The organism is Paenibacillus sp. FSL H7-0357, assembly GCF_000758525.1.
Classification (GTDB): domain Bacteria; phylum Bacillota; class Bacilli; order Paenibacillales; family Paenibacillaceae; genus Paenibacillus_AQ.
Window position 1 is genome coordinate 1245070 of record NZ_CP009241.1, and the last position, 23225, is coordinate 1268294.

The 23225-nt window shown below is 52.1% G+C and carries 25 protein-coding genes and 1 other annotated feature; of the genes, 20 read left to right on the top strand and 5 right to left on the bottom strand.

Annotation, left to right across the window (positions count from 1 at the left end; all coding sequences use genetic code 11):
• Positions 1 to 28 precede the first annotated feature (28 nt).
• Positions 29 to 997, bottom strand: coding sequence for a non-homologous end joining protein Ku (gene ku, locus H70357_RS05480; RefSeq protein WP_038586667.1), 969 nt, complete (start codon positions 995 to 997; stop codon positions 29 to 31).
• Positions 998 to 1149: 152 nt separating this feature from the next.
• Here ku and H70357_RS05485 point away from each other — a divergent pair, with 152 nt between their 5' ends.
• From H70357_RS05485 to H70357_RS05515, 7 genes are all read left to right on the top strand, one after another.
• Entirely contained in the window at positions 1150 to 1338 is a 189-nt protein-coding gene (locus H70357_RS05485) for a hypothetical protein (protein ID WP_038586670.1), read from the top strand.
• A gap of 357 nt (positions 1339 to 1695) precedes the next feature.
• Positions 1696 to 1881: an H-type small acid-soluble spore protein gene (locus H70357_RS05490; RefSeq protein WP_038586673.1), complete on the top strand. Its 186-nt coding sequence runs from the start codon at positions 1696 to 1698 to the stop codon at positions 1879 to 1881.
• Positions 1882 to 2185: 304 nt separating this feature from the next.
• On the top strand, positions 2186 to 2677 hold the full coding sequence (gene tsaE, locus H70357_RS05495) for a tRNA (adenosine(37)-N6)-threonylcarbamoyltransferase complex ATPase subunit type 1 TsaE (RefSeq protein ID WP_038586676.1): 492 nt from the start codon (positions 2186 to 2188) through the stop codon (positions 2675 to 2677).
• Complete coding sequence (tsaB, locus tag H70357_RS05500) at positions 2674 to 3507, top strand: tRNA (adenosine(37)-N6)-threonylcarbamoyltransferase complex dimerization subunit type 1 TsaB (protein ID WP_038586679.1); 834 nt, start codon at positions 2674 to 2676, stop codon at positions 3505 to 3507. The genes tsaE and tsaB overlap by 4 nt, the downstream gene beginning before the upstream one ends.
• Positions 3504 to 4028: a ribosomal protein S18-alanine N-acetyltransferase gene (gene rimI, locus H70357_RS05505; protein ID WP_038586681.1), complete on the top strand. Its 525-nt coding sequence runs from the start codon at positions 3504 to 3506 to the stop codon at positions 4026 to 4028. The genes tsaB and rimI overlap by 4 nt, the downstream gene beginning before the upstream one ends.
• On the top strand, positions 4025 to 5074 hold the full coding sequence (gene tsaD / locus H70357_RS05510) for a tRNA (adenosine(37)-N6)-threonylcarbamoyltransferase complex transferase subunit TsaD (protein ID WP_038586684.1): 1050 nt from the start codon (positions 4025 to 4027) through the stop codon (positions 5072 to 5074). The genes rimI and tsaD overlap by 4 nt, the downstream gene beginning before the upstream one ends.
• 447 nt (positions 5075 to 5521) lie before the next feature.
• Positions 5522 to 5814, top strand: a binding site (T-box leader).
• 419 nt (positions 5815 to 6233) lie between these two features.
• Positions 6234 to 7808: a 2-isopropylmalate synthase gene (locus H70357_RS05515; protein ID WP_038586686.1), complete on the top strand. Its 1575-nt coding sequence runs from the start codon at positions 6234 to 6236 to the stop codon at positions 7806 to 7808.
• 478 nt (positions 7809 to 8286) lie between these two features.
• Here the strand turns inward: H70357_RS05515 and H70357_RS05520 are convergent, their stop codons facing one another.
• Positions 8287 to 10242: an ABC-F family ATP-binding cassette domain-containing protein gene (locus H70357_RS05520; protein WP_038586689.1), complete on the bottom strand. Its 1956-nt coding sequence runs from the start codon at positions 10240 to 10242 to the stop codon at positions 8287 to 8289.
• 278 nt (positions 10243 to 10520) lie between these two features.
• On the opposite strand from H70357_RS05520, the gene H70357_RS05525 reads away from it, so the two are divergent.
• The 10 genes from H70357_RS05525 to H70357_RS05565 all read left to right on the top strand — a co-directional run bounded on the left by H70357_RS05525 (position 10521) and on the right by H70357_RS05565 (position 17163).
• Positions 10521 to 11162 (top strand): 5-formyltetrahydrofolate cyclo-ligase, encoded by a 642-nt coding sequence (locus tag H70357_RS05525; protein WP_052091842.1) that lies wholly within the window; start codon positions 10521 to 10523, stop codon positions 11160 to 11162.
• The gene (gene moaC / locus H70357_RS05530) at positions 11153 to 11626 is read left to right on the top strand and encodes a cyclic pyranopterin monophosphate synthase MoaC (RefSeq protein ID WP_038586692.1); all 474 of its coding nucleotides are present in this window, start codon (positions 11153 to 11155) and stop codon (positions 11624 to 11626) included. The genes H70357_RS05525 and moaC overlap by 10 nt, the downstream gene beginning before the upstream one ends.
• A 175-nt stretch (positions 11627 to 11801) precedes the next feature.
• Positions 11802 to 12287, top strand: coding sequence for a MogA/MoaB family molybdenum cofactor biosynthesis protein (locus tag H70357_RS05535; RefSeq protein WP_038586695.1), 486 nt, complete (start codon positions 11802 to 11804; stop codon positions 12285 to 12287).
• Between the two features lie 128 nt (positions 12288 to 12415).
• The gene (gene tatA, locus H70357_RS05540; RefSeq protein WP_038586698.1) at positions 12416 to 12658 is read left to right on the top strand and encodes a twin-arginine translocase TatA/TatE family subunit; all 243 of its coding nucleotides are present in this window, start codon (positions 12416 to 12418) and stop codon (positions 12656 to 12658) included.
• A gap of 111 nt (positions 12659 to 12769) precedes the next feature.
• Positions 12770 to 13534, top strand: a complete 765-nt coding sequence (gene tatC / locus H70357_RS05545) for a twin-arginine translocase subunit TatC (RefSeq protein ID WP_038586700.1) — start codon at positions 12770 to 12772, stop codon at positions 13532 to 13534.
• 495 nt (positions 13535 to 14029) lie between these two features.
• Positions 14030 to 14311 carry a co-chaperone GroES gene (groES, locus tag H70357_RS05550; RefSeq protein ID WP_038586703.1) on the top strand — a complete coding sequence of 94 codons (282 nt, stop codon included), beginning with the start codon at positions 14030 to 14032 and terminating at the stop codon, positions 14309 to 14311.
• 189 nt (positions 14312 to 14500) lie between these two features.
• Positions 14501 to 16132, top strand: a complete 1632-nt coding sequence (gene groL / locus H70357_RS05555; RefSeq protein WP_038586705.1) for a chaperonin GroEL — start codon at positions 14501 to 14503, stop codon at positions 16130 to 16132.
• Positions 16133 to 16365: 233 nt separating this feature from the next.
• Positions 16366 to 16674 (top strand): hypothetical protein, encoded by a 309-nt coding sequence (locus tag H70357_RS05560; protein ID WP_156130816.1) that lies wholly within the window; start codon positions 16366 to 16368, stop codon positions 16672 to 16674.
• A complete protein-coding gene (locus H70357_RS35690) occupies positions 16671 to 16847 on the top strand; it encodes a hypothetical protein (RefSeq protein ID WP_156130817.1) in 177 nt (58 codons plus the stop codon). Before H70357_RS05560 ends, H70357_RS35690 begins: the two co-directional genes overlap by 4 nt.
• Positions 16834 to 17163: a hypothetical protein gene (locus H70357_RS05565; protein ID WP_038586712.1), complete on the top strand. Its 330-nt coding sequence runs from the start codon at positions 16834 to 16836 to the stop codon at positions 17161 to 17163. Before H70357_RS35690 ends, H70357_RS05565 begins: the two co-directional genes overlap by 14 nt.
• 29 nt (positions 17164 to 17192) lie before the next feature.
• On the opposite strand, the gene H70357_RS36225 is transcribed toward H70357_RS05565, so the two are convergent.
• The 3 genes from H70357_RS36225 to H70357_RS05580 form a co-directional block, all read right to left on the bottom strand.
• Positions 17193 to 17384, bottom strand: coding sequence for a hypothetical protein (locus H70357_RS36225; protein ID WP_038586715.1), 192 nt, complete (start codon positions 17382 to 17384; stop codon positions 17193 to 17195).
• Between the two features lie 214 nt (positions 17385 to 17598).
• Positions 17599 to 18885: an ATP-binding protein gene (locus H70357_RS05575; RefSeq protein ID WP_038586719.1), complete on the bottom strand. Its 1287-nt coding sequence runs from the start codon at positions 18883 to 18885 to the stop codon at positions 17599 to 17601.
• Positions 18882 to 19616, bottom strand: coding sequence for a LytR/AlgR family response regulator transcription factor (locus tag H70357_RS05580; RefSeq protein WP_197073655.1), 735 nt, complete (start codon positions 19614 to 19616; stop codon positions 18882 to 18884). The genes H70357_RS05575 and H70357_RS05580 overlap by 4 nt, the downstream gene beginning before the upstream one ends.
• Positions 19617 to 19801: 185 nt before the next feature.
• On the opposite strand from H70357_RS05580, the gene H70357_RS05585 reads away from it, so the two are divergent.
• From H70357_RS05585 to msrA, 3 genes are all read left to right on the top strand, one after another.
• The gene (locus H70357_RS05585; protein ID WP_038586724.1) at positions 19802 to 20722 is read left to right on the top strand and encodes an ATP-binding cassette domain-containing protein; all 921 of its coding nucleotides are present in this window, start codon (positions 19802 to 19804) and stop codon (positions 20720 to 20722) included.
• On the top strand, positions 20719 to 21516 hold the full coding sequence (locus H70357_RS05590; RefSeq protein WP_038586727.1) for an ABC transporter permease: 798 nt from the start codon (positions 20719 to 20721) through the stop codon (positions 21514 to 21516). The genes H70357_RS05585 and H70357_RS05590 overlap by 4 nt, the downstream gene beginning before the upstream one ends.
• 62 nt (positions 21517 to 21578) lie before the next feature.
• The gene (gene msrA, locus H70357_RS05595) at positions 21579 to 22544 is read left to right on the top strand and encodes a peptide-methionine (S)-S-oxide reductase MsrA (protein WP_038586730.1); all 966 of its coding nucleotides are present in this window, start codon (positions 21579 to 21581) and stop codon (positions 22542 to 22544) included.
• Positions 22545 to 23225 lie beyond the last annotated feature (681 nt).

Consider the following 23225-nt stretch of genomic DNA (forward strand, 5'->3'; position numbering starts at 1 on the left):
CTCCTAAAGGAAATATAGGCTAATAAGCTTAGGAAACTGTGTCTTTGCTCTTGGCGCTGCGGCGTTTCGGCTTAGGTGAAATGACCGGAATCGGTCCGGTTGCTTCGTTAAGCACAGCGGCTGCAGGAGCGGCGGCTGTTGTTTTGGCCTTGGCGGTTTTTTTCCTGGCAGCGGCTGTTTTCGGTTTGGCCGCAGCACCGGACGGGGAGGGTCCGGGGTCTGTCGGGATATGCTGAACCGCTTCGATACTGGCCTGCAGCGCGGCCATCAGGTCGATTACATTGCTCTCCTGCCGCGCCGGAGCAATATGGAATTCTTCACCGGCAATTTTATGGGAGATCAGATCCAGCATCCGCTGGCGGTAATCATCGGTGTATTTTGCCGGCTCGAAGGGTGTAGACAGCTGGGATATGAGCAGTTTGGCCATATCCAGCTCCTTGTCATTGACCATGCCGGCTTCCGGCAGGCCTGGAACCTGGGAGACGGGCCGCACCTCGTCGGGATAATAGATGGTTTCAATCGCCAGGCAGTCCGACAAGACGCGGATGGCGGCGAGACTGCTTTTAGAGCGGATGGAAATTTTGGCAATGCCGATCTTTCCGGTCTGGCGCATTGCTTCCATCAGCAGCCGGTAGGCGTTCATCCCGGCTTGATCGGGAGAAAGATAATAGGTCTTTTGAAAATAAATCGGGTCGATCTCCGTTAAATCCACAAAGTCTAAAATGGTGATGCTTTTGCTGCTCTCCTCGGTAAGCTGATCCAGCTCCTCTTTGTCGAAGAGGACAAACTTTCCCTTCTCATACTCATAGCCTTTGCCGATTTCTTCCCAGGCTACTTCCTTGTCACACACGGGACATTTGCGCACGTATGACAGCGGACTGCCGCATTCCTTGTGGATATAACGCAGGGAAATGTCCTTATCCTCCGTGGCGGAGAACATTTTGACCGGAACATGTACAAGCCCGAAGCTGATGGCTCCTTTCCAAACGGTATGCATGGATATCGCCTCCTGATAATAAGTGCTTTGGCTTAGTATGGAGCGGCGGGGCTTTTTCTAGCCGGATGCATTTTTTGCGAAGCATGGGAAAAAATAAAGTCAGCAAACCTTGAAGGATGAAAAAAGAATCAGGAACGCAGCGGAGGTATTATATGGGGCGTGGACCAAATGATTGGATTGACAGCTTATCGGAGCAGGATATCCCGGCAGAGGTTGTGGACTGGGAGAATATTATTGCGGTACGGGAGGACAATGGGTTAAGTGATGAGTCAGAGCACCTCGATGCCGTGGCGACGATTGGTGAACCGCCTACTGCCGAGGAGGAGACAGAGGAACATTGACGTGTGATGTTGTGAAGGAATGGAATCAAGCTAGGGTGCAAAAAAGCGTATATTTACAAAAATAAAGCGCAAGCTTCCCGAAGCTATATTAGTTGAACTAAAGAACTACCTAGAGGCAAAAGCAGCGGAGGGGAATTTTGGAACTGTAGGAGCGATAGCGACCGCCTTTGTCTACGGATTTCAACCGCAAATAGCGGTAAAAATCAAGAAATCTGTAGACAACAGCGGCCGGAAGTCCAAATATTCACCGCAGTTGCGTTCTATGCCGGCTCGGTAAATCTAAAGTTCAACTTATATAGTTGTGTACGATGATAATCAATGGAGCATATGCTCACAAAACTTTAAGGAGCCAAAAAAATGGATGTACAACGGGCGAAGGCTATTTATGCCTCCAAAGATATGATCTCCGTGCATTTGGATGGAGAGCCGGTATGGATTGAGCATGTTGATGCGGACAATGGCATGGCTACGGTGCAGGTCGGCTCTCGTCCGACCAATACGCATACCGTCGGTGTGGAACGGCTGGAGGAGCAGGGAAGTTAGAATTAATGACAGGCAATGAACCCAACCGGTTGAAGGGATAACCCCCTATTCAATCGGTTTTTTGTATTTGCCAATTGTCGCTGCATTCGGATTATGAAACCGTTAGAATAAGTGGACTCGCATAACCTGCTCTCCCTGCGCCCGGGAAAGGATAACTGCACTTGCAGCATAGGAAAGACCGGCAACGGGGGCTTTGCTGCCGAGGGAAAGGAGTAGAGCGGGTTGTTGCGGTAGCAGTACCATACCGATATAATTAAGAGTATTGTTACCGGCAAGGTATATTCTAAAAGGTGGTAGTTGCAGCTTGGACAATAATGTTGAAACGGTGTTTACTTACCGTTCTTACAGCTTGCAGGATACGGAGCTGCTCGCTGCCGCTGTCGCTGCTGCTTCAACGGCGGGGATGGTTATCGGCCTGGACGGCGATTTGGGTGCGGGCAAAACGGCATTCTCGCAGAGGTATGCCCGCCATTTGGGCGTACAAGGGATTGTAAACAGTCCTACTTTTACAATTATTAAAGAATATGAAGGCAGATTGCCGCTGTATCATATGGATGTATACCGGATTTCGCTTCAGGAAGCGGACGAGCTGGGGCTGGATGAATATTTTTACGGACAGGGCGTTTGCCTGGTGGAATGGAGCAGCATTATACAAGAGTTGATGCCGCCGCGGCATCTGCATATATACATGGAAACAGCCGGGCCGGACGAACGACTGATCACGGTTACCGGAATCGGAGAGCCTTACGGCGAGGTCTGCCGGGCTCTGATCCAGAAGTGGGGTAAAGAAAGATGACGAATGAAAATAAAGAGCCGCGCAAGCGGTTTTTGTCGCTGGATACATCAACGGCTGTCCTGGGTGTGGCTATCACCGGAGACGGCAGGCTTTTGCATGAAATTAATGCATCCGGGGAGCGGAACCATTCGGTTCATCTGCTGCCGATTATTCAGGAGGCGCTGCAGGCTTCGGGGACTACCTCAGATATGCTGGCTGGAGTCTCCGTCGGAGTCGGGCCCGGTTCGTATACGGGAACGCGCATTGCGGTTACAGCAGCGAAGACGCTGGCCTGGGCCTGGAAGGTTCCGGTAGCGGGCGTGTCGAGCCTGCATGCACTGGCCTGGGGAGGCCTGGGCGCCGCTCTTGCGCAGCAGCACCCGGAAGCCGGAGGACAGATGCCGGAGAAGGCCGGGACCGGCCCGGACTGGATTATTCCGCTGCTCGACGCGCGCCGGGGCCAAGCCTATACGGCGTTGTTTGCCGCCAATGGCGATGAGGCCCCGAAGCGGCTTGAGCCCGATGCGATCCGCCTTATGGCAGACTGGGTGCTGCAGCTGGAAGTACGGCTTAAGCAGGCAGCGGCAGAGGGTGTAAAGCCGCGTATCCTGTGGTTTGTCGGGGAGACCGAGCTGCACGGCAGTGAGGACAGCCTTCGTACATTGATGGAAGAAGGTTGTGTGCGGGCCGTGCCTTATGAGCTGGAAGGCCGCTGGACAGGCTACCTCGGTGAGGAACGGCTGCTGGCGGGAAGTGATGATATTCACGGGTTAATCCCGAACTATACCCAGCTTTCCGAAGCGGAAGAGAATCTGCGCCGGAGCAGTGAAGGGAGCCTGAACAAAAGATGACGGAATCGGAGCCAATTAGAGACCAGGGTAGCGAGCTAATTTTCCGCCTGATGAAGCTGGAGGATATTCCCGAAATTCTTGTAATTGAGCGGGAAGCCTTCACTATGCCATGGACCGAGGAAGCGTTCCGCAACGAGCTGACGCATAATCATTTCGCTAAATATATGGTTATGGAGCTGGAGAGCCATATTATCGGGTACGCCGGAATGTGGGCAATTGTGGACGAAGCCCATGTGACAAACATCGCCCTGCTCGAGGCCTACCGGGGACGCAAATGGGGGGACAGGCTGCTGGATGAACTGATGAAGACAGCTGCTTATTTAGGCATGAAGTCGATTACGCTGGAGGTGCGGGTCTCCAACGAGGTAGCCCAGAATTTATATCGAAAAAAAGGCTTCCGGCCCGCGGGTACCCGCAAGGGCTACTATTCGGACAACCGTGAGGATGCACTTATTATGTGGGCGGATCTGCCGGAGTACGAGGAGCATGGAATGATGGAAGGAAGCGTGGATCTGAAATGAAGACAGAAACGGGCGGAGCTCAGCCTGTACTTATATTAGCCATTGAAACCAGCTGTGACGAGACATCGGTCGCGGTCATCAAGGACGGCAGCGAGGTGTTGTCGAATATTATTTCAAGCCAGATTGAGACACACCGCGCGTTCGGCGGGGTAGTTCCTGAGGTGGCTTCACGCAAGCATGTCGAGGTTATAACGCTGGTCATCGAAGAAGCGCTGGCAGCGGCGGGTGTTGAGCCGCAACAGCTGACCGCAGTTGCCGTAACGCAGGGTCCTGGGCTGGTCGGCGCGCTGCTGGTTGGCGTAGTTGCGGCCAAGAGTCTTGCGCTGGCCTGGGGCAAGCCGCTGATCGGTACGCATCATATTGCCGGGCATATTTATGCCAACCGGCTGGTCAAGGAATTGCAATATCCCTGCATGACTCTTGTTGTGTCCGGGGGACACACTGAACTCGTGAACATGGAACGGGAAGGGGAATTCCGGATTATTGGACGCACCCGGGACGATGCAGTAGGCGAGGCTTATGACAAAGTGGCGCGGGCGCTTGGTTTTCCTTATCCCGGCGGCCCCCATGTAGACCGGCTGGCCCGGGAGGCGGAGGAAGCTGTGCCGCTGCCGCGGGTCTGGCTGGAGCCGGATTCCTATGATTTCAGCTTTAGCGGTCTGAAGTCGGCTGTGCTGAATGTAGTCAACCAGAGCAAGATGAAGGGGCTCACACCGGATGTTGCCGGCATCGCCCGCGGTTTCCAAGAGTCGGTTGTCGAGGTGCTTGTAGAGAAAGCCGTCCGTGCCGTAAAAGCCTGCGAGGCCAAACAGCTGCTGCTGTGCGGCGGGGTTGCCGCGAACAAGGGCTTGCGTGAAGCGCTGATTGCCCGTTGTGACAGGGAAAAGATCGAACTGATCATCCCGCCGCCGGTGTACTGCACCGACAATGCGGCGATGATCGGCGCCGCGGCCTATGTCAAATGGGTGCATGATGGAGACACACCGCTGGACATGGTGGCCGATCCCGGCTTGTCGCTGGAGAAGTGGTCGGTAGCCGCCTATTGACAGCATCTGGAGCCGCGGGTATAATCAAGGGCAATTAAACGAAACAAACGCGATGAATGGAAGCAGTAAGGAAACTCCGGGATAAGAGAGCTGCGGGCAGGTGCGACGCAGTCGAAGGAGCCCTGAACTCGTCCGGGAGCGGAGCGGTGGAAGCAGGGGCCTCCTGTTCACAGGAGTGTTGAACGGCGTGCAGGATTGCCGTACCTTTCGTACACCGTTACGGGTTACCTCCGTGAGAGGGTGGTCGGGTAAGACAGGCGGAATTATTATGAGGCCGGATGATCTTACTTGGCTGTAAAGTGGATATCTTAGGATGGCAGAGGTTTGGCTGATCCGTGATATCAACAAGAGTGGTACCGCGAAGGTTAACAGCCTGTCGTCTCTTGAATGAGATGGCAGGCTTTTTTGTATGGATTTTCAGGGATTCAGAGGTCAAAATCAATATCAATACACGCAATGAACGGGAGCAGTAGATGACGAAGGTGAACAGAGAGCTGCGGGGTGGTGCGACGCAGTCACCGGAAAACATTGAATCTCGCCCGGGAGCGGAGCGGCGGAAAGGCAAGAGGTACGCCGCAACGGTTGTCCCCGTTAACGGACCTTCATGTATCGTGGTCGGTTCCTTATGAAACCGGTACGGGATACATGGGGAAGAGCTGGACGCAGCTGGGCTTGGCATTACCAGGAGCCTATGCGTCAAAAAGAGTGGTACCGCGGAGGGGTGACCCGCCGTCTCTTTATTGAGACGGCGGGTTTTTGCGTTGTTCAGGAGGTGAACGGGGGACCGGACACCTCCGGTAACGGCGTTTGAGAGTGACGGCTTTCCGCATGCTGCGGGAGGTCCACTCTCTACTTGCTGCCGGCAGCAGTGGGCGGGAAATCAGCAGGGCCGCAAGTCGACGTGTGGTTCTGCGCAAGAAGTGCCAGGGAAGAAAACGTAAGACCAGACTGGAAGACAAAGTATGAGACAGACAGGATGACAATGTGTTAGACAGACTGTAATACAAACTGTAATACAAGCGGAAATACAAAAATGTAATCCAAAATGTAATACAAAATGTAATACAAAAGCTCAGACCACTACGCTGACCAACTCAGCAAAATGCATACTCACACTAAGGGGATGCGGTCAATCAACCCACTTTCAGGAGGTTATTCCATGATTATTCCGGTGAAGAAACGTATACAGATTTTTGACACGACACTGCGAGACGGTGAGCAGGCCCCCGGTGCGAGCCTGACTCCCGAGCAAAAGATAATATTGGCCTACAAGCTCGCCGAACTGGGTGTCGATGTGCTGGAGCCGGGTTTCCCGGTCTCGAGTCCGGGTGATTTTGCAGCGGTGGAGACGATTTCCCGCAAGGTGGAGGGCGTAGAGATTTGCGGCTTCGCCCGCGCGGTCAAAGGTGACATCGATGCCGCAGTCCGGGCAACCCGGGACGCGCAGCGCCGGCGGATTCACCTGTTCATCTCCTCTTCCGACATTCACCTGCGCCATCAGCTGCGCAAAAGCAGACCCGAGGTGGTTGCTGCCGCCCGCGAAATGACAGCCTATGCCCGCCAGTTCTGCGATGTCGTGGAATTTACCGCCATGGATGCCGCACGGACAGGGATCGACGATCTGATCGAGATGGTGGAAGCGGTCATTGAAGAAGGGGCGACTATTATTAATCTGCCGGATACAGTCGGCTATGCGCTGCCGCAGGAATACGGAGAGATGTTCCGCCGGGTGCGGCTGGGTGCCAGAGGCGGCGGGAACGTGAGCTACAGTGCCCATTGCCACAACGATTTGGGCCTTGCTGTAGCGAACAGCCTGGCAGCGATCGAGGGCGGCGCGACCCAAATCGAGGTCACGGTCAACGGCGTTGGTGAACGTACTGGCAACTGTGCATTGGAGGAATTGGTTATGGCTCTGGAAACCCGCGGGGACGTCCTTGGCGCAGAGACGGGAATCGTCCTCGAAAAGCTGTACGATACTTCCCTGATCATCAGCGGGGCGATGCATTTTCCGATTGCCTACAATAAGCCGGTTGTCGGCAGAAACGCCTTCCAGCATGAATCGGGGATTCATCAGGACGGCCTGCTGAAGGACCGCAGCACCTATGAGATCATGGACCCTGAACGGCTGGGCATTCCGCGCAGCATGATCATTCTGGGTAAGCACTCCGGCAGACATGCGCTGAAGGACCGGGCAGCGAAGTACGGCATTGCCTTGGATTCGGCAGAGCTTGATGCGCTCTACGAATCCTTCAAGGAGACCGCTGACCGTCAAAAGGCCGTCAGCGACGACGAACTGCTGCGGATGGTCAGCAGCACAACAGGGCAGCAGGCGCAGGTCTACGGGCTGGGCGAGGTTCAGGTGCTGGCCGGCAGTGCGCCGCGCCGTGTAGCTGCCGTTACGGTGCATCACCTGAAAAGCGGCAAGGAGACCTCGCATACCAGCACCGGCAACGGTCCGCTGGAGGCAGTCATTGCAGCGATCGCCCAAGGCATCACTGAAGAGATCCGCTTTGACGGTCTGGAGCTGCATTCGCTCGGCAGCGGTGAGAACGCTCAGGCTGAGGCTGCTGTTATGGTGGAATGGGCAGGCTGCAAATTCCGGGGGACAGCGATCCATCAGGATATTGTAATGGCGGCGGGGATTGCCTACATTGCTGCGTGCAATTCGGCGCTGCTGTCTGCCGGGGAAGAGGCTGATCCGGTGGCAGCGGAATTTCAGGCCGCGGAATCCTAAAGGAGCGCGAAGAATCCTCCTCAGGCCGTTGAGTTTTCTGACTGAAGAGTACATGGAAAGGCCCTCATCCTGTGCACAGCAGGATGAGGGCTTTTTACTGCTGGAGCACCTCTGATTTTTTTGGCGAAAAAGGTAGAAAATTAGCGAATGCATCTTTTGTCAAGATGTGGACAACGTTATCCACATATTCTGTCCGAGTTGTGTAAAAACCGTGTAAAATCAGCAATAACGCCCTTTTTTTGAAGCCTCAAAATGCTGATTTCTCCAGAGGACATTTCTTGTGGAAATTGTGGATAATGTGGATAATTCGGTGGATAAAAAGTCCTTGACAACGAAAATAGCGATTTTACGCCTAAAAAAAGGCCCCAAGGGCCTTTTTGAAGCGTGAGTTATACACGAAATCTGTGGATGAGCTTGTGGATAAGTATTTTTGAACAAATCAGAAACACTTAAAAAATATTTATTTAACGCATTTACATTATTCGTCAGCAAGGTTTTCCCATTCGCTAAATAATTCTGTAAGAGTTGCTTTCTTGCTCTTCAGGTCGCTTTCATGTTCTTGAAGCGCCATATAGTCCTGATAAACTTCAGGTTTGGTCATTTCATTTTCGACACGGGCGATGTCTTCCTCAAGCCGGGCAATGTTCTCTTCCAGCTCGGAAATCCGCCGCTGGCGGTTGCGTTCCTCGCGTTTGGCCTGTTTGTCGGCTTCATAAGAGGAAGCGGTGCCTTTTTCCGCTGCTGAAGCTTCGATGTCAGCATTCCGGGACGCTTTGGCAGAGGCAAGTTCGGCTTCCTCCAGTGCGATGTCTTCAAGCTCCTTTTTCTTCTCGACATAGTCGTCATAATTTCCGAGATATTGGTCAATGCCGCCGGGGTGAAGCTCCAGAACGCGCTCGGCCATTTTATTAAGAAAATAACGGTCATGGGAGATAAAAAGCAGCGTTCCCTCGAAATCGATTAGCGCCGATTCCAGCACTTCACGGCTCACCAGATCCAAATGGTTGGTCGGCTCATCGAGAATGAGCATGTTCGCACCGCGCAGCATGAGCTTCGAGAGTGCTACCCGTGCTTTCTCGCCGCCGCTGAGGGAAGCGACTTTCTTCAGGACATCCTCGCCGCTGAACAGGAAGTTGCCGAGGATAGTGCGGATTCGCGCTTCTTCCAGCATCGGGTACTCGCTCCATAACTCTTCCAGCACCGTATTGCGCGGATTCAACCGGGTCTGTTCCTGGTCGTAGTACGCGATTTTCACTTTTGTTCCCCAGTTGACCGTTCCGGCCGAAGGTTCGCGCGTGCCAGTCAGGCACTGCAGCAGCGTGGATTTACCGATCCCGTTCGGGCCAATCAGCGCCGCAGTTTCGCCGCGCCGCAGCTCGAAGGAAGCGTGCTGAAACAGCGGTGCCGATTTTTCGCTGAAGGCCACAGCGACGTCACGGAGCTGAAGCACCTCTTTGCCCGACATGAAATCAGGCTCGAAGGAGAAGCTGGCCTTCTTGAGATCCCCCAGCGGCTTGTCGAGGCGGTCCATTTTGTCGAGTGCTTTGCGGCGGCTCTGCGCACGCTTGGTGGTGGAGGCGCGCACGATATTACGCTGCACGAAATCCTCCATCCGCGAGATTTCATCCTGCTGTTTCTCATATTGCTTCATGCGGATTTCATACTCTGCAGCTTTCAGCTCCATGTAGCGGCTGTAGTTCCCGGTGTATCTCCGGGACTGATGCCGTTCGATCTCAACGATGGTCGTAACCAGCCGGTCGAGGAAATACCGGTCATGGGAGACGACCAGGATGCCGCCGGCATAGCCGCGCAGGTAATCCTCCAGCCAGGTGAGCGTCTCGATATCCAGATGGTTGGTCGGCTCATCCAGCATAAGCAGATCCGGAGCCTGAAGCAGGATACGGGCCAGTGCCAGCCGAGTCTTCTGGCCGCCGCTTAACGTCGCGATAGGTGTCTCCGGTGCAAATTCACCGAAGCCCATACCATGAAGCACGCTGCGAATCCGCGTATTCATCTCATATCCGCCGTGGTCCTTGAACCAATCCGAGCGTTTAGCATACCGTTCCAGCAGGTCCTCATACCGCTTGGGATCCTCCGCGAGCCGGGGATCGGCGATACTGGCTTCCAGCTGCCGCAGCTCGGCTTCCGCTTCAATCAGCGGAGCAAAGACAGCCAGCATTTCCTCCTGAATGGTCTTGTCCGACTGGAGGCCGCTGTTCTGGGCCAGGTAGCCGATTGTGGTTTCCTTGGATTTATGAATTTGCCCGCTGTCAAAAGACATCTCGCCTGCGAGAATCTGCAGAAAGGTGGATTTGCCGGCGCCGTTGACGCCGACGAGCCCCACTCTTTCCTTCTCGTTTACTTGCAGACTTATGCCGTCCAGCACGCTTTGTATCCCATATGATTTCGTAATTCCTGTCGCTTGAAGAAGCATACCGATGAAACCTCCGCCCTTGCTTATTTCGCCTCGGCTTTGAACGCTTCGGCCATATTACATACTTATTCTATAGTTTACATGAAAAGCGTTTGCGGCGCGAGAGGTGCACCCCAGCGTCCGAAGGGGAAATCAAGGTGCTGGAGCGAAAAATAGTTGGGCATTGGTTCGTTTAACAACGTGATTCAAGCTACCTTGGCGAACCGGGGAGAAGAGTGGTAAACTGAGTTTACAAACTATGATAAGCTAGGTATATGAACAAGAGGAGGCGGCTGCCTATGACGGGCCAAAAGCTCCCGCTAGCTGAGTGGAAGCGGGAGCTTCGCGCGGAGAAAGCCGCCCTCCGTGACAGTCTGTCCTTGGATCAGAGGACGTCCTGGTCTTCTCTGGCCTGCAGTCATGCATCAGAATGGCTCCGGCAGGAAGAAGCATCTTCATTCATGGCCTATGTTTCGTTCCGCTCGGAGCTGGATACACGTCCGCTCATCACCGCGGCTTGGGCGCAAGCGCGTAAGGTATTGCTGCCCCGGGTAATTCAGGCCAGCGGAAGGATGAGCCTGCATGCGGTAGCTTCCTGGGAGGATTTGGCGCCGGGAGCCTACGGGATTCAAGAGCCGATTACCGGCGCTATAGAGCTCCCGTGCCCTGAGGGAGTGCCGGATGTTGTATTCGTGCCGGGGCTGGCCTTCGACTCTCGGGGCGGACGGCTCGGTTACGGGCGCGGCTACTATGACCGCTTGCGGGCAGCTTGGGAAGCGGAGCTTCCGGAATCCGCCAGACCGCCGGTATGGGCCGGACTGGCGTACGGACTGCAGCTGGTGCAGGAAGTGCCGATGGATGACCATGATGCCTATATGGACATGCTGATTACGGAAGACGGCATTATTCATTGCCGGAAGGAGAGAAAGCTGTGGAGTTAACCCATTTCAATGAGCAGGGCAGAGCGCGCATGGTGGATGTCAGCGACAAGGATATTAGCAAGCGGACAGCTGTCGCGCGGAGCAAGGTGCAGATGGACCCGAACACGCTTGCGGCCATTAAAGCGGGCAAGATCGGCAAAGGCGATGTTATGGCTGTTGCCCAGGTTGCCGGAATTATGGCCGCGAAGAACACCTCCAGCTGGATACCAATGTGCCACCCGCTGCCGCTTACCGGTGTTGATATCAGCTTCTCGGATAACAGCGAAGATGAACTCTATATAGAAGCAACCGTCAAGACGACCGGAAAGACCGGAGTGGAGATGGAGGCGCTGACTGCGGTTTCTGCGGCGGCGCTGACTGTATATGACATGTGCAAGGCGCTGCAAAAGGACATGATTATCGGTCCGACGATGCTGGTATCCAAGAGCGGCGGGAAAAATGGAGATTACGCGCTGGAAGCTTAGCAGTGGCAATAGGCTTAGCTCAGTAGCAGATACCTGAGTGACATTCACAGTATCACCCGCAGGCGTAAGCATTTGCTAAAAAGGGCGGCGCAGCCGTTCTTCTTGGCGGAAAGTGCGAGAAGGCAGCACATTGCAGGCCTTCCATACATAATACATAGAGAGGGAGGGACAACCTATGGCGTGGAAAACAGCAATCCTGACGGCCAGCGATAAAGGGGCCAGGGGCGAACGGGAAGACACGAGCGCCCAGGTTATTCGGGAACTGGTGGAAGAGGAGCTTGGCGGTGAGATTATTGAGTACCGGATCGTGCCGGATGAGCAGGATGAGATCATTGCTGCTTTGATTGAACTTACGGATTATTTTCAGGCGGATCTGGTGCTGACTACCGGAGGGACTGATCTGGCGATTCGTGATGTTACGCCGGAAGCTACACGGCGTGTGATTGAGCGGGAGGTGCCCGGCCTCTCTGAGGCCATGCGCAGTACCGTCATGCAGAAGAACCGCGCGGTTATGCTGTTCCGCGGTATTTGCGGCATTCGCGGGAGAACGCTGATCGTTAATTTGCCGGGTACACCGAAGGGTGTCCATGAGAATCTGGCAGCGATTATGGATCAGCTGCCTGAAGCACTGCTCATGGTAACCGGCCAATACCGTCAATAAACTTGTCAATTCCAGTAATGTCACAGGAATCACCCCGGATAACAGATGGATGTGTGACATAAGTTATGGTATTATTAATTTATTGTTAACGATATCATGAACGGACAAAGTGACAAGGAGGAATGACTATGCTAAACGGTATTGGTGCTCCCGGAATTATTTTACTGGTTATTTTAGCGCTATTGCTCTTTGGCCCCAACAAGCTTCCTGAGCTTGGCCGGGCAGTCGGGCGGACCTTCCGCGAATTTAAGGACGGGGCGCGTGAAATTATCAGCGAACCTGAGCCGGCCAAGAAGAGTGAGGCTCCTGTTCCGCCGGCCCCGCACATATTAGCAACAGAACTCCCGCAGGACAGACGCCTGCCGGAGTAATACCATCCATTACGCGGGGGCGTTTCTCTCAGTTCTGTTTCAGACTGGGAAGACGCCCTTTTTTTCTGCCATTAATCATGCTATACATATGTCAATTGGGTGGTGTCTGTCATGACTCTGGAACCGGAAGAAATGTCGGTAGTTGAACATCTCACCGAACTGCGTAGGCGGATTATCTACGTGCTGATTGTTTTTGTAGTCGGTCTCATAGGCGGACTGTTCGTCGCCAAACCGATCTATTTATACCTGATCCATGCGGACCATGCCCAGGGTTTTGTACTGCATGCCTTCTCTTTCTGGGATGGCATTGGCATGTACATGAAGATTGCCATGGCAGTTTCGCTAACGGTATCCCTGCCTTTCATCGTCTATCAGCTGTGGGCTTTCATCAGTCCCGGGCTGCGGCAAGTGGAGCGGAGTGCGGCTTTGCGGTATGTGCCCTATGTGTTTATCCTTTTTCTGCTGGGCATTGCCTTTGCCTATTACATTGTATTTCCCATGGCGCTGTCGTTTACCATCTCGATTACCCGCGGTATGGGACTGGAAGAAACCTACGGAATCGCACAGTATTTCAGCTTTATGTTCAGCCTGGTGATTCCGCTGGCTCTGCTCTTTGAGCTGCCGCTGCTTGTTATGTTCCTGACGAAGCTGAGAATTCTCAATCCGCTGCGGCTGCGTAAGATGCGGAGATACGCCTATTTTGCGCTCGTCTTCATCGCAGTGGTCATCACACCACCCGATTTCATCTCGGACTTTTTGGTGACGATCCCGCTGCTGGTGCTGTATGAGTTCAGCGTGTTTCTGTCTGCGTTCGTTTACCGCAAGCAGCTGGCTATGGACAACGAGCGGGAGGCGCGCTACGTCAGGAAAGAGTAGGCCCGGCGGGGAGAAGACTCCCGCAGGGCTGCTCTGCGGCTGTGGCCGGCTGCTGCAGTTGGGGCTGGCTTCTGCCCAGCGGGATCTAGTGCATATCCTATTGAAACTCCATACTAACAGCAGATTGGCGAGGCTCAGTATCCGAATGGCGGAGAAACGTTCGTTGCCCTGGCAATCCGCAGCATATTTTATTTTCTGCTGGATAGAATGTAAGAGAGTATGTGTCGGACAACCTCTGAAACCATATTTTTCCCAAAAACAGATCACAATTTACGTAAAAGGACTTGAAATCCGTCCTCAAGTTGAGTATCATAAAAATTGTTGTTAGCACTACAGAGGGTTGAGTGCTAATGCTGCTCGAAAATATGGGATTAGCGCTTAAAAGCTGCGCTTAAGACGATATTTTCATAACTGCCGCATGAATCCTTGGGATTCACCGGTACCCTATCTATGTTTTCAAGGTAAACAACATAATTTCAAAGGAGGCTATTTTTCATGATCAAACCACTAGGTGAACGCGTATTGGTAGAACCAAGCGAGCAAGAGGAAACCACTTCTTTCGGGATTGTGCTTCCGGACTCCTCTAAGGAGAAACCGCAAGAGGGTAAAATTATCGCTGTAGGCAGCGGTGTATTGAAAGACGGAGTGCGTGTACCACTCGAAGTTAAAGAAGGCGACCGCGTGATTTTCTCGAAATATGCCGGAACTGAAATCAAATACGAAGGCAAAGAATATTTGATTATGAAAGAAAGCGACATTCACGCGATTCTTGACTAAGAAGACCGTTCATAAGTTATAGCTAAATTACTTACACAAAACTAAGCGATGCTTTCAAACGCCAGTTTTGCACGATACCGATTCAAGAAGTAACGCTCACATAACTTAAGCGTGTGTTTTCGAAGTGATTTTTGTCGAAGCCAATTCAGTGAGGTAACGTTCACAAAAATTTAGGAGGTTAATTACACAATGGCAAAAGAAATTAAATTCAGTGAAGACGCCCGCCGCTCGATGTTGCGTGGTGTTGATGCTTTGGCAAATGCGGTAAAAGTTACACTCGGACCTAAAGGCCGCAACGTGGTGCTTGAGAAGAAATTCGGCAGCCCGCTGATCACCAATGATGGTGTTACCATCGCCAAAGAAATCGAGCTTGAAGATGCATTCGAGAACATGGGCGCACAGCTCGTTAAAGAAGTTGCTACCAAAACCAACGATGTAGCTGGTGACGGTACTACAACTGCAACTGTTCTGGCACAAGCCATGATCCGTGAAGGCCTGAAGAACGTAACTGCAGGCGCTAACCCGATGGTTATCCGCAAAGGGATCGACAAAGCGGTTAAAGCAGCAGTTGCTGAACTGCAGAATATTGCTAAACCAATCGAAGACTCCCAGGCTATCGCTCAAGTAGCTGCTATCTCCGCTGCTGACGATGAAGTGGGCCAACTGATTGCTGAAGCTATGGAAAAAGTCGGCAAAGACGGCGTAATCACCGTTGAAGAATCCCGCGGATTCCTGACTGAGCTTGAAGTGGTTGAAGGCATGCAGTTCGACCGTGGCTATATTTCCCCTTATATGATCACTGATACGGACAAAATGGAAGCTGTTCTGGAGAACCCGTACATCCTGATCACCGACAAAAAAATCAGCAGCACGCAAGAAATTCTTCCGCTGCTTGAAAAGATCGTACAACAGGCGCGTCCGCTCGTAATCATCGCTGAAGATATCGAAGGCGAAGCACAGGCGATGCTGATCGTGAACAAACTGCGCGGAACATTCAACGCTGTTGCTGTTAAAGCTCCTGGCTTTGGCGACCGCCGCGAAGCTATGCTGCAGGACATCGCTGCCCTGACTGGCGGCCAAGTGATCACCGAGAAGCTTGGACTGGACCTGAAAAGCACTTCTATCGAACAACTGGGTAACGCCCGTCAAGTGCGCGTAACCAAAGAAAACACTACAATCGTAGACGGAAGCGGCGACAAAGCGGACATCAATGCACGCGTAAGCCAAATCCGTTCCCAACTGGAAGAAACCACTTCCGAGTTCGACAAGGAAAAACTGCAGGAGCGTCTGGCTAAATTGGCCGGCGGCGTAGCCGTTGTTAAAGTAGGCGCTGCAACTGAAACAGAACTTAAAGAACGCAAGCTTCGCATCGAAGATGCCCTGAACGCAACCCGCGCTGCGGTTGAAGAAGGTATCGTATCCGGTGGGGGTACTGCTCTTGTGAACGTATATGCTGCTGTAGCTGCTGTAAATGCAGTAGGCGACGAAAAAACAGGCGTGAACATTGTACTGCGCGCTCTGGAAGAGCCTGTCCGCACAATCGCAGCAAACGCTGGTCAAGAAGGTTCCGTAATCGTGGACCGTCTGAAAAAAGAAGCTATCGGCATCGGCTACAACGCTGCTACCGATGAGTGGGTGAACATGTTCGAAGCAGGGATCGTTGACCCTGCCAAAGTAACTCGTTACGCGCTGCAAAACGCAGCATCCGTAGCTGCAATGTTCCTGACCACCGAAGCTGTCATCGCTGACAAACCGGAGCCTGAAAAAGGCGGCGGAATGCCAGATATGGGCGGCATGGGCGGTATGGGCGGCATGATGTAATTCGTCTACACAACCTTATTTATCCAAAGAAACGGGACCTTCACAGGTCCCGTTTTTTTTGTTGTCTGAATGCAGCAGGAATGATTAATAGTTCAGGTGGAACGGGAGCTATTCTAACAAAATACTATTTTACCCAATCAAAATCATAGAAAAAGAATAGATTACAATATACGATCTTCCGGCTCGAAGTATGATATGCCTTATGCCGAAAGGTTGGACAGGTTGAGCAGATTATGCTTAGACCCGGAAACAGCAGGAATCTCAAACCAACAACGAACGGGGGGATGATGATGGATTTGAACGCATTGACTGGCCTATTCAACGACAACAGCGGTTCAGTCGTGCTCAATGTCCTTCTCTCTATTGCATTAATCTGGAGCGTTAGGCAGTTAGCCAGTAAGGAAAAGATCATTCAGAACTATCAGAAACGCGATGAGGAGAACGAGAAGCAGCTTAACCAATACAATCGTACACTCGTCAAACTTCTAATAGAAAGAGGGAGCACCGATAAAACCAATGGTGAGGAGGTCGTCGACAAGTGAAGCTCCTCGATATATTCAGAAAGAGCGAGATCAAACCCAGTCGTGTAAAACGGGAGATTGAAAAACTAGGCAGAATCCAGGAAGCCTATGAATCGAATGATATCGAAAGCCTTATTGACCTGCACCGTTCCGGCTTAGGCAAGAGAGGAGATGATCTTCATGGAAATTATTGATTTAACTATATTCACACTGGAAGCCATTGCATTTTTCGTGTTCACCGCCTATGTGATCCGTTACAGTAAATATTTCATCGGACGCGGCCCGCAGCGGAGTTATAATTTGTATCTCCGCAGTGTATGGGTGACCTACATTACCGTCGCGCTGCTCTGCCTCAATCTGATGTGGGGCCGGTTGAATATTGTTTTTGGATACAACATAGAGAGTACTTCCAATAGTCTCAGAGAGTTTGTTATGATTCTGACACTGCTCCTTCTAGTACATGCAGGTTGGACGCATAAGGACATTTGGGAGAGCAATAAAGACAAATAAGCCACCTGGAGGTGGCTTTTTGTGCTGTATTAGCTATGATAGATTGGCTTGGGCGGTATGGGCGGCATGATGTAATAAGCTGGGGCCAGCTTCTTCGGAGCCCCGGTAATCAGCGTGACCCAGAGGCGAGAGAGATTGATGGTCAGCAGCGGAATATCATAGAAGGTTCTGTGCTTATGCATCACCTTCGCCGTTCTCTGCATCATCTCTTTGTAGGTCATGCTGTCAGGGCCGCCTACATCAATCGCACGGCCGTTTTATGCGGCGTTGCCTATACTCTTCTTCAAAGCAAGCAGTACGTCTGACAGGGCAATGGGATGCGTCTGGGTGCGCGTCCATTTCGGCAGTACCATAACCGGCAGACGCCGGACCAGCTTCGCCAGAATGGGGCTGAAGTGAAAGGTTTGTGCTTTCCGTTACCCTTTTTACACGGCTTCAACCGGAAGCGGCAAGCTTTCTTGGGATATGGAACAGAACGACCTCCACTTGAAACAGACCGCTGTTATAGGAAATATCCAACAGGCCGCCCCATTCCTCCACAGTTTTCCGGATGTTTCGCAGTCCGATGCCATGCGACCGTGTATCGGCCTTGGTCGAAGAGATTTCACCATAACGGTTGGTGCTGATTTCATGGGCATACGGATTCTGAATTTTTATGAACAAGCTGTCATTCAGATAATGCATATGGATCAAGACATAACGCTCCTGATTAAAGGTCTCCCGGCAGGCTTCAATTGCATTGTCCAGGGTATTGCCGAGAATGACGCTGATCACCGTAGTGTCCAGCTCAAGCTGCGGCGGAATGTTCAGCTCTAAGCGAAAGGGGGTGTCATAGCTGCCTGCGGTTTGCTCCTTGTAGCTGATCATCGCATCAATGACCGGGTTTCCGGTATCGCAGCTGCCTGCAGGCTGTCCAATCGTGCCCAGCAGACGGTCCAGTTCATGGATGGAAGTTTCTTCATCTTTGGCAAGCCCTGCGCGCAAGCCAAGCAGGATGTTTTTGAAGTCATGCTGAAATTTGAAGGCTTCCTCCTGCTTGTCCCGGGTCATCAGATATTGGTTAACATAGTAGGTGTTCTGCTGTTCCAGCAGCAGACGTTTGCTTCTCTCGGACTGCACGCACAGGATATGGTCGCTGAGCACAAAAATCAGGCAGTTGATCGCCAGCAGCAGGGTAGGTACCACGGGGAACAGGTTGGGATACGCCTGGAAGAAGAAGTTGTCCGACAGCGAGACCAAAGTAATAACGCTCAGAACAGGGCAGACCAGCAGCAGACTCCAGTACCATCCCGCTAAATTACCGCGCCCTTCCCCTTTGGTGATTCGCAGCAGAAGGTATACGAGTGACAATACCAGCAGCTTGGAAAGAAAGAGGTTTGCTATGTATCCGCTATCCGTATACGCAAACGGCATCACGGCTTCGCCAAGAAAGATGAGAGCCGTAACAAAAAAGGCGGAATACCCCCTCCACAGGTTATCCCCCCGGTAGAGCAGTGATAACAAGAAGATCAAGCCGGTATTTGCGGTGAGCAGAACCATGTCCGGAAGCTGGCTGTGATGCAGCGCGAGATGACAAGCCATATAGAGAGCGTAGATCAGGACAAGATAAGGGTTGCTCTTGATCCGGCAGGTGAAGCTGCGGCTGAAGAAATAATGAAGGATTACAGGAATCAGCGGAAAAGTGATCAGATACAGCAGCTCTTCCCGCAGCATGGTATTCATACGAGCGTCCCCCTAAAGCTGAGGTAGGCTTTCCGCACGGATAAGCTGTGCTTCTCACTGACCGGCAGCTCCTTGCCGCTGACTAGCGTAACCCTCTTCGCACTGATTTCTTTAATAAAGAAAAAGTTCACAATGTAAGATTGATGAATCCGCACGAAATGACCGCCGGGCAGCTTGCGCGCCTCATCCTTAAGCATGCCGTAATACTGGATCTCCCTGTCCTTCGTGATAAGGGAAACCCGTCTGATGCTGCTCTCCAAATAGAGGATGTCCCGAAAAGGGATCAGCAGCTCCTTTCCTTTTTGCTGTACCGGCAGGAAGTTGGTTTTGCCCTGCTGGCGGGTACGTATGGCCTTTTGCAAGGCGGGAATAAGCTTATGTATGAATGCTTCCGGTTCAACCGGCTTCTTAATAAAACCCGACGGCCGCACATCGAACAGCTGCAGATGATACTGCTCATGGCTGGAGATATAAATCAATTGTACAAGATCATTTCCGTCATCTTCCCGCAGCACTTGCCCCGCTGTAATTCCATCCATTCCACCCATTTCAATATCCATGAAAATAAGGTCAAAGCGGTCTCCGTCCTGAAGAGCCTGGGCGAAACTTTCCCCGGAGTAATAGAGGGATACCTCCAGCTCTTCCGAACATTGGTGCCGGGCATCTAGAATCAGGTTCTCAATCTGTCCTGCAGCCTGCAGATCGTCGTCACAAACGGCGATATGAATCATGCCTTCACTCCGTTCCGTATTTATCGCTCTATTATACATTTCCAGGGAAAAACGGGCCAGATGTTATGGAGTACTCCTTAAAAACGACAATAACCTGCCTAAAAATAGCAGACGGTGTGGCCGGACCGCTTACCCATGATAAGGTTGCCCAGTATACATATCAGCGAGATGAAGGAGTGTTCTGATTGAAACCGCTTGTGTTCGAAACCAGAGAGCTGACTAAAAAGTATGGCTCCGCGTTTGCGCTTCAGCATTTGAATATGACCATTGAAGAGGGAGATATCTACGGATTTGTCGGGGAGAATGGTGCCGGAAAAAGTACGCTGATGAAAGTGATCGGCGGGCTTGTACACCCGACAAGCGGAGAAGTCTCACTGTTTGGGCAGCGGGAAAAGCAGGAGCTCATCCGTGCCAGGCGGCAGGTTGGGTTTCTGATTGAAACGCCGTCTCTTTATCCGCATATGAACGCCGAGGAGAACCTGGGTTTTTATTGCCGGATCTTCGGAATTCAGGATAAAGCAAGAATCGGGGAGGTGCTGCAGACTGTAGCGTTAACGGATGCCGGAAGCAAAAAAACCTCGCAATATTCCCTCGGCATGCGTCAGCGTCTCGGCCTCGCCATCGCGCTGCTTAATCATCCGAAGTTCCTTGTGCTGGACGAGCCCATCAACGGGCTGGACCCTGTGGGGATTGTGGACATGCGGGGGATTCTGGAGCTGCTGGCGCATGAGCAGGGGGTAACGATATTGATCTCCAGCCATATTCTGGGTGAGCTTCAGCTGCTGGCGACTAAATACGGGTTCATACATCAGGGGCGGCTGATCAAAGAGGTCTCTGCCGGTGAATTACTGCAATCGGCACAGTCAATGATTACAATTTCAACACCTCATCCGGCTGCTGCTATGGCTCTTCTGAAGGAGAAGCTGCAGCTTGAAGACATCTCCATCAATACTGCCGGGGCCATTGAGATTCCCAAGGCAGCAGCAGATTTGGAGCAGCTGATGACGGTTCTCCTGCAGCAGGGAATTCCGGTTGACGGGTTCAACCTGTCCGCGCCTAATCTGGAACACTATTATATGGATCTGATTGGAGGCAAAGGTCAATGAGGAATTTTTTGCAGGCTGAAATTTATTATTTGCGAAAAGATCTGGCGTTCAAAAGCATCAATGCTGTGTTTGTGCTGGGATCGATTCTGCTGGTTGTGATCATCGGGAACCATGGCGGGTATGAATTAAGCAGTCCCATGCAGCCCTTAAAGCTCGCTGGTTCATTCTCCCTGTTTCTATATCTGGTTATCCCGATGCATGCCTGCTTTTTCTCTACAGAAGGTTTTGAATACGGTTCGGTGCAGAATATAATCGCTTCGGGGCAGAGCCGGCCGGGGTATTATATGGGTAAATATATGCTGGAGCTGCTGGCGATTTTTTGGTGGCTGCTGCAATTTTTCGGACTCTTCTCCATCTTATATCTGGCTGCGGCGCTTGTTACCGGATCTCCTATTGGGATGGAGAGCTTAAGAGACGACACCATTCAGGCGGTCAGGACTTTCGGGTTGAATATCTTATATTTGGCGGCTTATTGCGCCGTAATCATGATGCTGGGGGTGCTTATCCGTAAAGCGGCTTCCGCTGTGGTGGCAACCTTTTTCTTTATTTTCGGTAATTTACTTCTTACAGGTTATCTCAAGGATTCGTCTTCGGCATTCTTGAAATGGGTATCGGATCATTCCCTGATGACGCAAATCATGAAATTTTCCGGGATGTATGTAGCGGACTCGGAGCAGATCCTGCTGTCGGGTGCGGGAGATTACATTCAAGCGGTGCTCATTCCGGTTATTGTTATCCTCGTTTGCTTGCCGGTGGCCCTGATTTCTTTGGAGAAGCAGGATATTCATATATAATGGAATTCCAGCATGGACGGATGATGAAGTGCCTGGACTAAATTCGGAGGGAGTTGTTCTGGATGAATGGAGACAAAGCTGTACAACAACTCGCCACCTTCGCCGGCGGCTGCTTCTGGTGTATGGTCAAGCCGTTCGACGAGCTGCCGGGCATTGTTTCGGTGGTGTCTGGCTATACCGGCGGGCATACAGTCAATCCGACTTATGAGGAAGTGGGAACAGAGACGACAGGGCATATTGAGGCAGTGCAGATTACCTATGAGCCGGAGCTATTCCCGTATGAGCGTCTGCTGGAGATATATTGGCAGCTCATAGATCCTACCGATAAGGGCGGGCAATTTATGGATCGGGGCTATTCCTACCGGACGGCGATCTTCGTGCACAGCGAAGAGCAACGGGAGAAGGCGGAAGCCTCGAAGGTGGCGCTGAAGGCAAGCAAGCGGTTCAAAGCTCCGATTGTGACGGAGATTCTGCCTGCGGCCCCGTTTTATCCGGCGGAGGCTTTACATCAGGATTACTATAAGACCCACCCGATGGATTATAAAATGTACCTGAAGGGCTCGGGCCGAGGCGAATTCGCTGAGCAGCACTGGAACAACCGCGAAGACCGGGAGCGGCTGCGTAAGCAGCTGACCGGGCTGCAATACGAAGTCACGCAGAACAAGGGTACGGAGCCGCCGTACCAGAATGAATATTGGGACCATTTCCGTGAAGGGCTGTATGTTGACGTGCTGAGCAGCGATCCGCTGTTCAGCTCAGCCGATAAATTCGATTCCGGCACCGGCTGGCCCGCTTTTACCAGACCTATTGAGGAGGGGCTGATCCGCAGGGAAGCGGACTACAGCAGCGGTCAAGTACGGACGGCGCTGCGGAGCAGGCTGAGCGGAGCCTATGTGGGACATCTGTTCCACGACGGCCCGGAGCCAACGAAGCAGCACTACCGCATCAACTCCGCTGCACTGCGGTTTATTCCCAAGGAGGAGCTGGAGGCAAATAGCCTGGGACGGTATTTGAGTCTATTTGAATAGCGGGTGATTGAGGGACGCAGGAATTGAGTAGGAGTGAGGAAGCGGCGCCGGAGGATTAAAGCATCAGCAGGTGAGCCGGTGATTGGTTGCGAGGTGAAAGCGGCAATAGTAAGGTTAACAGCAGTAGTATAAATTGGAGTGAGTGCAGAAACATTAGCAGTTGAAGTCTGCTAAGTGTACTTCGTACAACTAAATCCAGGGGGTTTTAAGACAAATTACAGATAGTTGCACTCCGTACATTTATTTTTGCGTGATCTAGCGTAAATGACTCGAATTGCGAATTTTAAGTGTACGAAATACATCTAACTCCTGAGAGGGGCGTGATTTGTGCGTTTTAGCTGCACAGAGTACAACTATCCTTCTGAGCATAGCCACAGACCTCATCCTGCCTAGAATCTACTGCAGGAAATGCAGCAGATTCCTTTTTTGGCTGGAGATTGAGCAATTCTGCTGTATTTTCTGCAATCATACAAGAGCAGAAGGCGATGGGTGATACCCGGGAGGCGTAGGGCTCCAGTCTGAACCACTGCTTTTTAATTACATAATCCAGTACTGTCTAGCATTCCGGGATCTCAGGTGCTTGATTACGTTATTCCTCATTGCAGCAAAAGTCGGAAATCATACGCAGAAGCTATAACAAAACGGAGAAGCTATAGCTACACCAAACAGCCAGGCTCCGGG

Coding starts and splice junctions, on each gene's coding strand:
- ku (WP_038586667.1), bottom strand. CDS start 997: ATGCATACCGTTTGGAAAGGAGCCATCAGCTTCGGGCTTGTACATGTT.
- H70357_RS05485 (WP_038586670.1), top strand. CDS start 1,150: ATGGGGCGTGGACCAAATGATTGGATTGACAGCTTATCGGAGCAGGAT.
- H70357_RS05490 (WP_038586673.1), top strand. CDS start 1,696: ATGGATGTACAACGGGCGAAGGCTATTTATGCCTCCAAAGATATGATC.
- tsaB (WP_038586679.1), top strand. CDS start 2,674: ATGACGAATGAAAATAAAGAGCCGCGCAAGCGGTTTTTGTCGCTGGAT.
- rimI (WP_038586681.1), top strand. CDS start 3,504: ATGACGGAATCGGAGCCAATTAGAGACCAGGGTAGCGAGCTAATTTTC.
- tsaD (WP_038586684.1), top strand. CDS start 4,025: ATGAAGACAGAAACGGGCGGAGCTCAGCCTGTACTTATATTAGCCATT.
- H70357_RS05515 (WP_038586686.1), top strand. CDS start 6,234: ATGATTATTCCGGTGAAGAAACGTATACAGATTTTTGACACGACACTG.
- H70357_RS05520 (WP_038586689.1), bottom strand. CDS start 10,242: ATGCTTCTTCAAGCGACAGGAATTACGAAATCATATGGGATACAAAGC.
- H70357_RS05525 (WP_052091842.1), top strand. CDS start 10,521: ATGACGGGCCAAAAGCTCCCGCTAGCTGAGTGGAAGCGGGAGCTTCGC.
- H70357_RS05535 (WP_038586695.1), top strand. CDS start 11,802: ATGGCGTGGAAAACAGCAATCCTGACGGCCAGCGATAAAGGGGCCAGG.
- tatA (WP_038586698.1), top strand. CDS start 12,416: ATGCTAAACGGTATTGGTGCTCCCGGAATTATTTTACTGGTTATTTTA.
- tatC (WP_038586700.1), top strand. CDS start 12,770: ATGACTCTGGAACCGGAAGAAATGTCGGTAGTTGAACATCTCACCGAA.
- groES (WP_038586703.1), top strand. CDS start 14,030: ATGATCAAACCACTAGGTGAACGCGTATTGGTAGAACCAAGCGAGCAA.
- groL (WP_038586705.1), top strand. CDS start 14,501: ATGGCAAAAGAAATTAAATTCAGTGAAGACGCCCGCCGCTCGATGTTG.
- H70357_RS05560 (WP_156130816.1), top strand. CDS start 16,366: ATGCTTAGACCCGGAAACAGCAGGAATCTCAAACCAACAACGAACGGG.
- H70357_RS05565 (WP_038586712.1), top strand. CDS start 16,834: ATGGAAATTATTGATTTAACTATATTCACACTGGAAGCCATTGCATTT.
- H70357_RS36225 (WP_038586715.1), bottom strand. CDS start 17,384: ATGACCTACAAAGAGATGATGCAGAGAACGGCGAAGGTGATGCATAAG.
- H70357_RS05575 (WP_038586719.1), bottom strand. CDS start 18,885: ATGAATACCATGCTGCGGGAAGAGCTGCTGTATCTGATCACTTTTCCG.
- H70357_RS05580 (WP_197073655.1), bottom strand. CDS start 19,616: ATGATTCATATCGCCGTTTGTGACGACGATCTGCAGGCTGCAGGACAG.
- H70357_RS05590 (WP_038586727.1), top strand. CDS start 20,719: ATGAGGAATTTTTTGCAGGCTGAAATTTATTATTTGCGAAAAGATCTG.
- msrA (WP_038586730.1), top strand. CDS start 21,579: ATGAATGGAGACAAAGCTGTACAACAACTCGCCACCTTCGCCGGCGGC.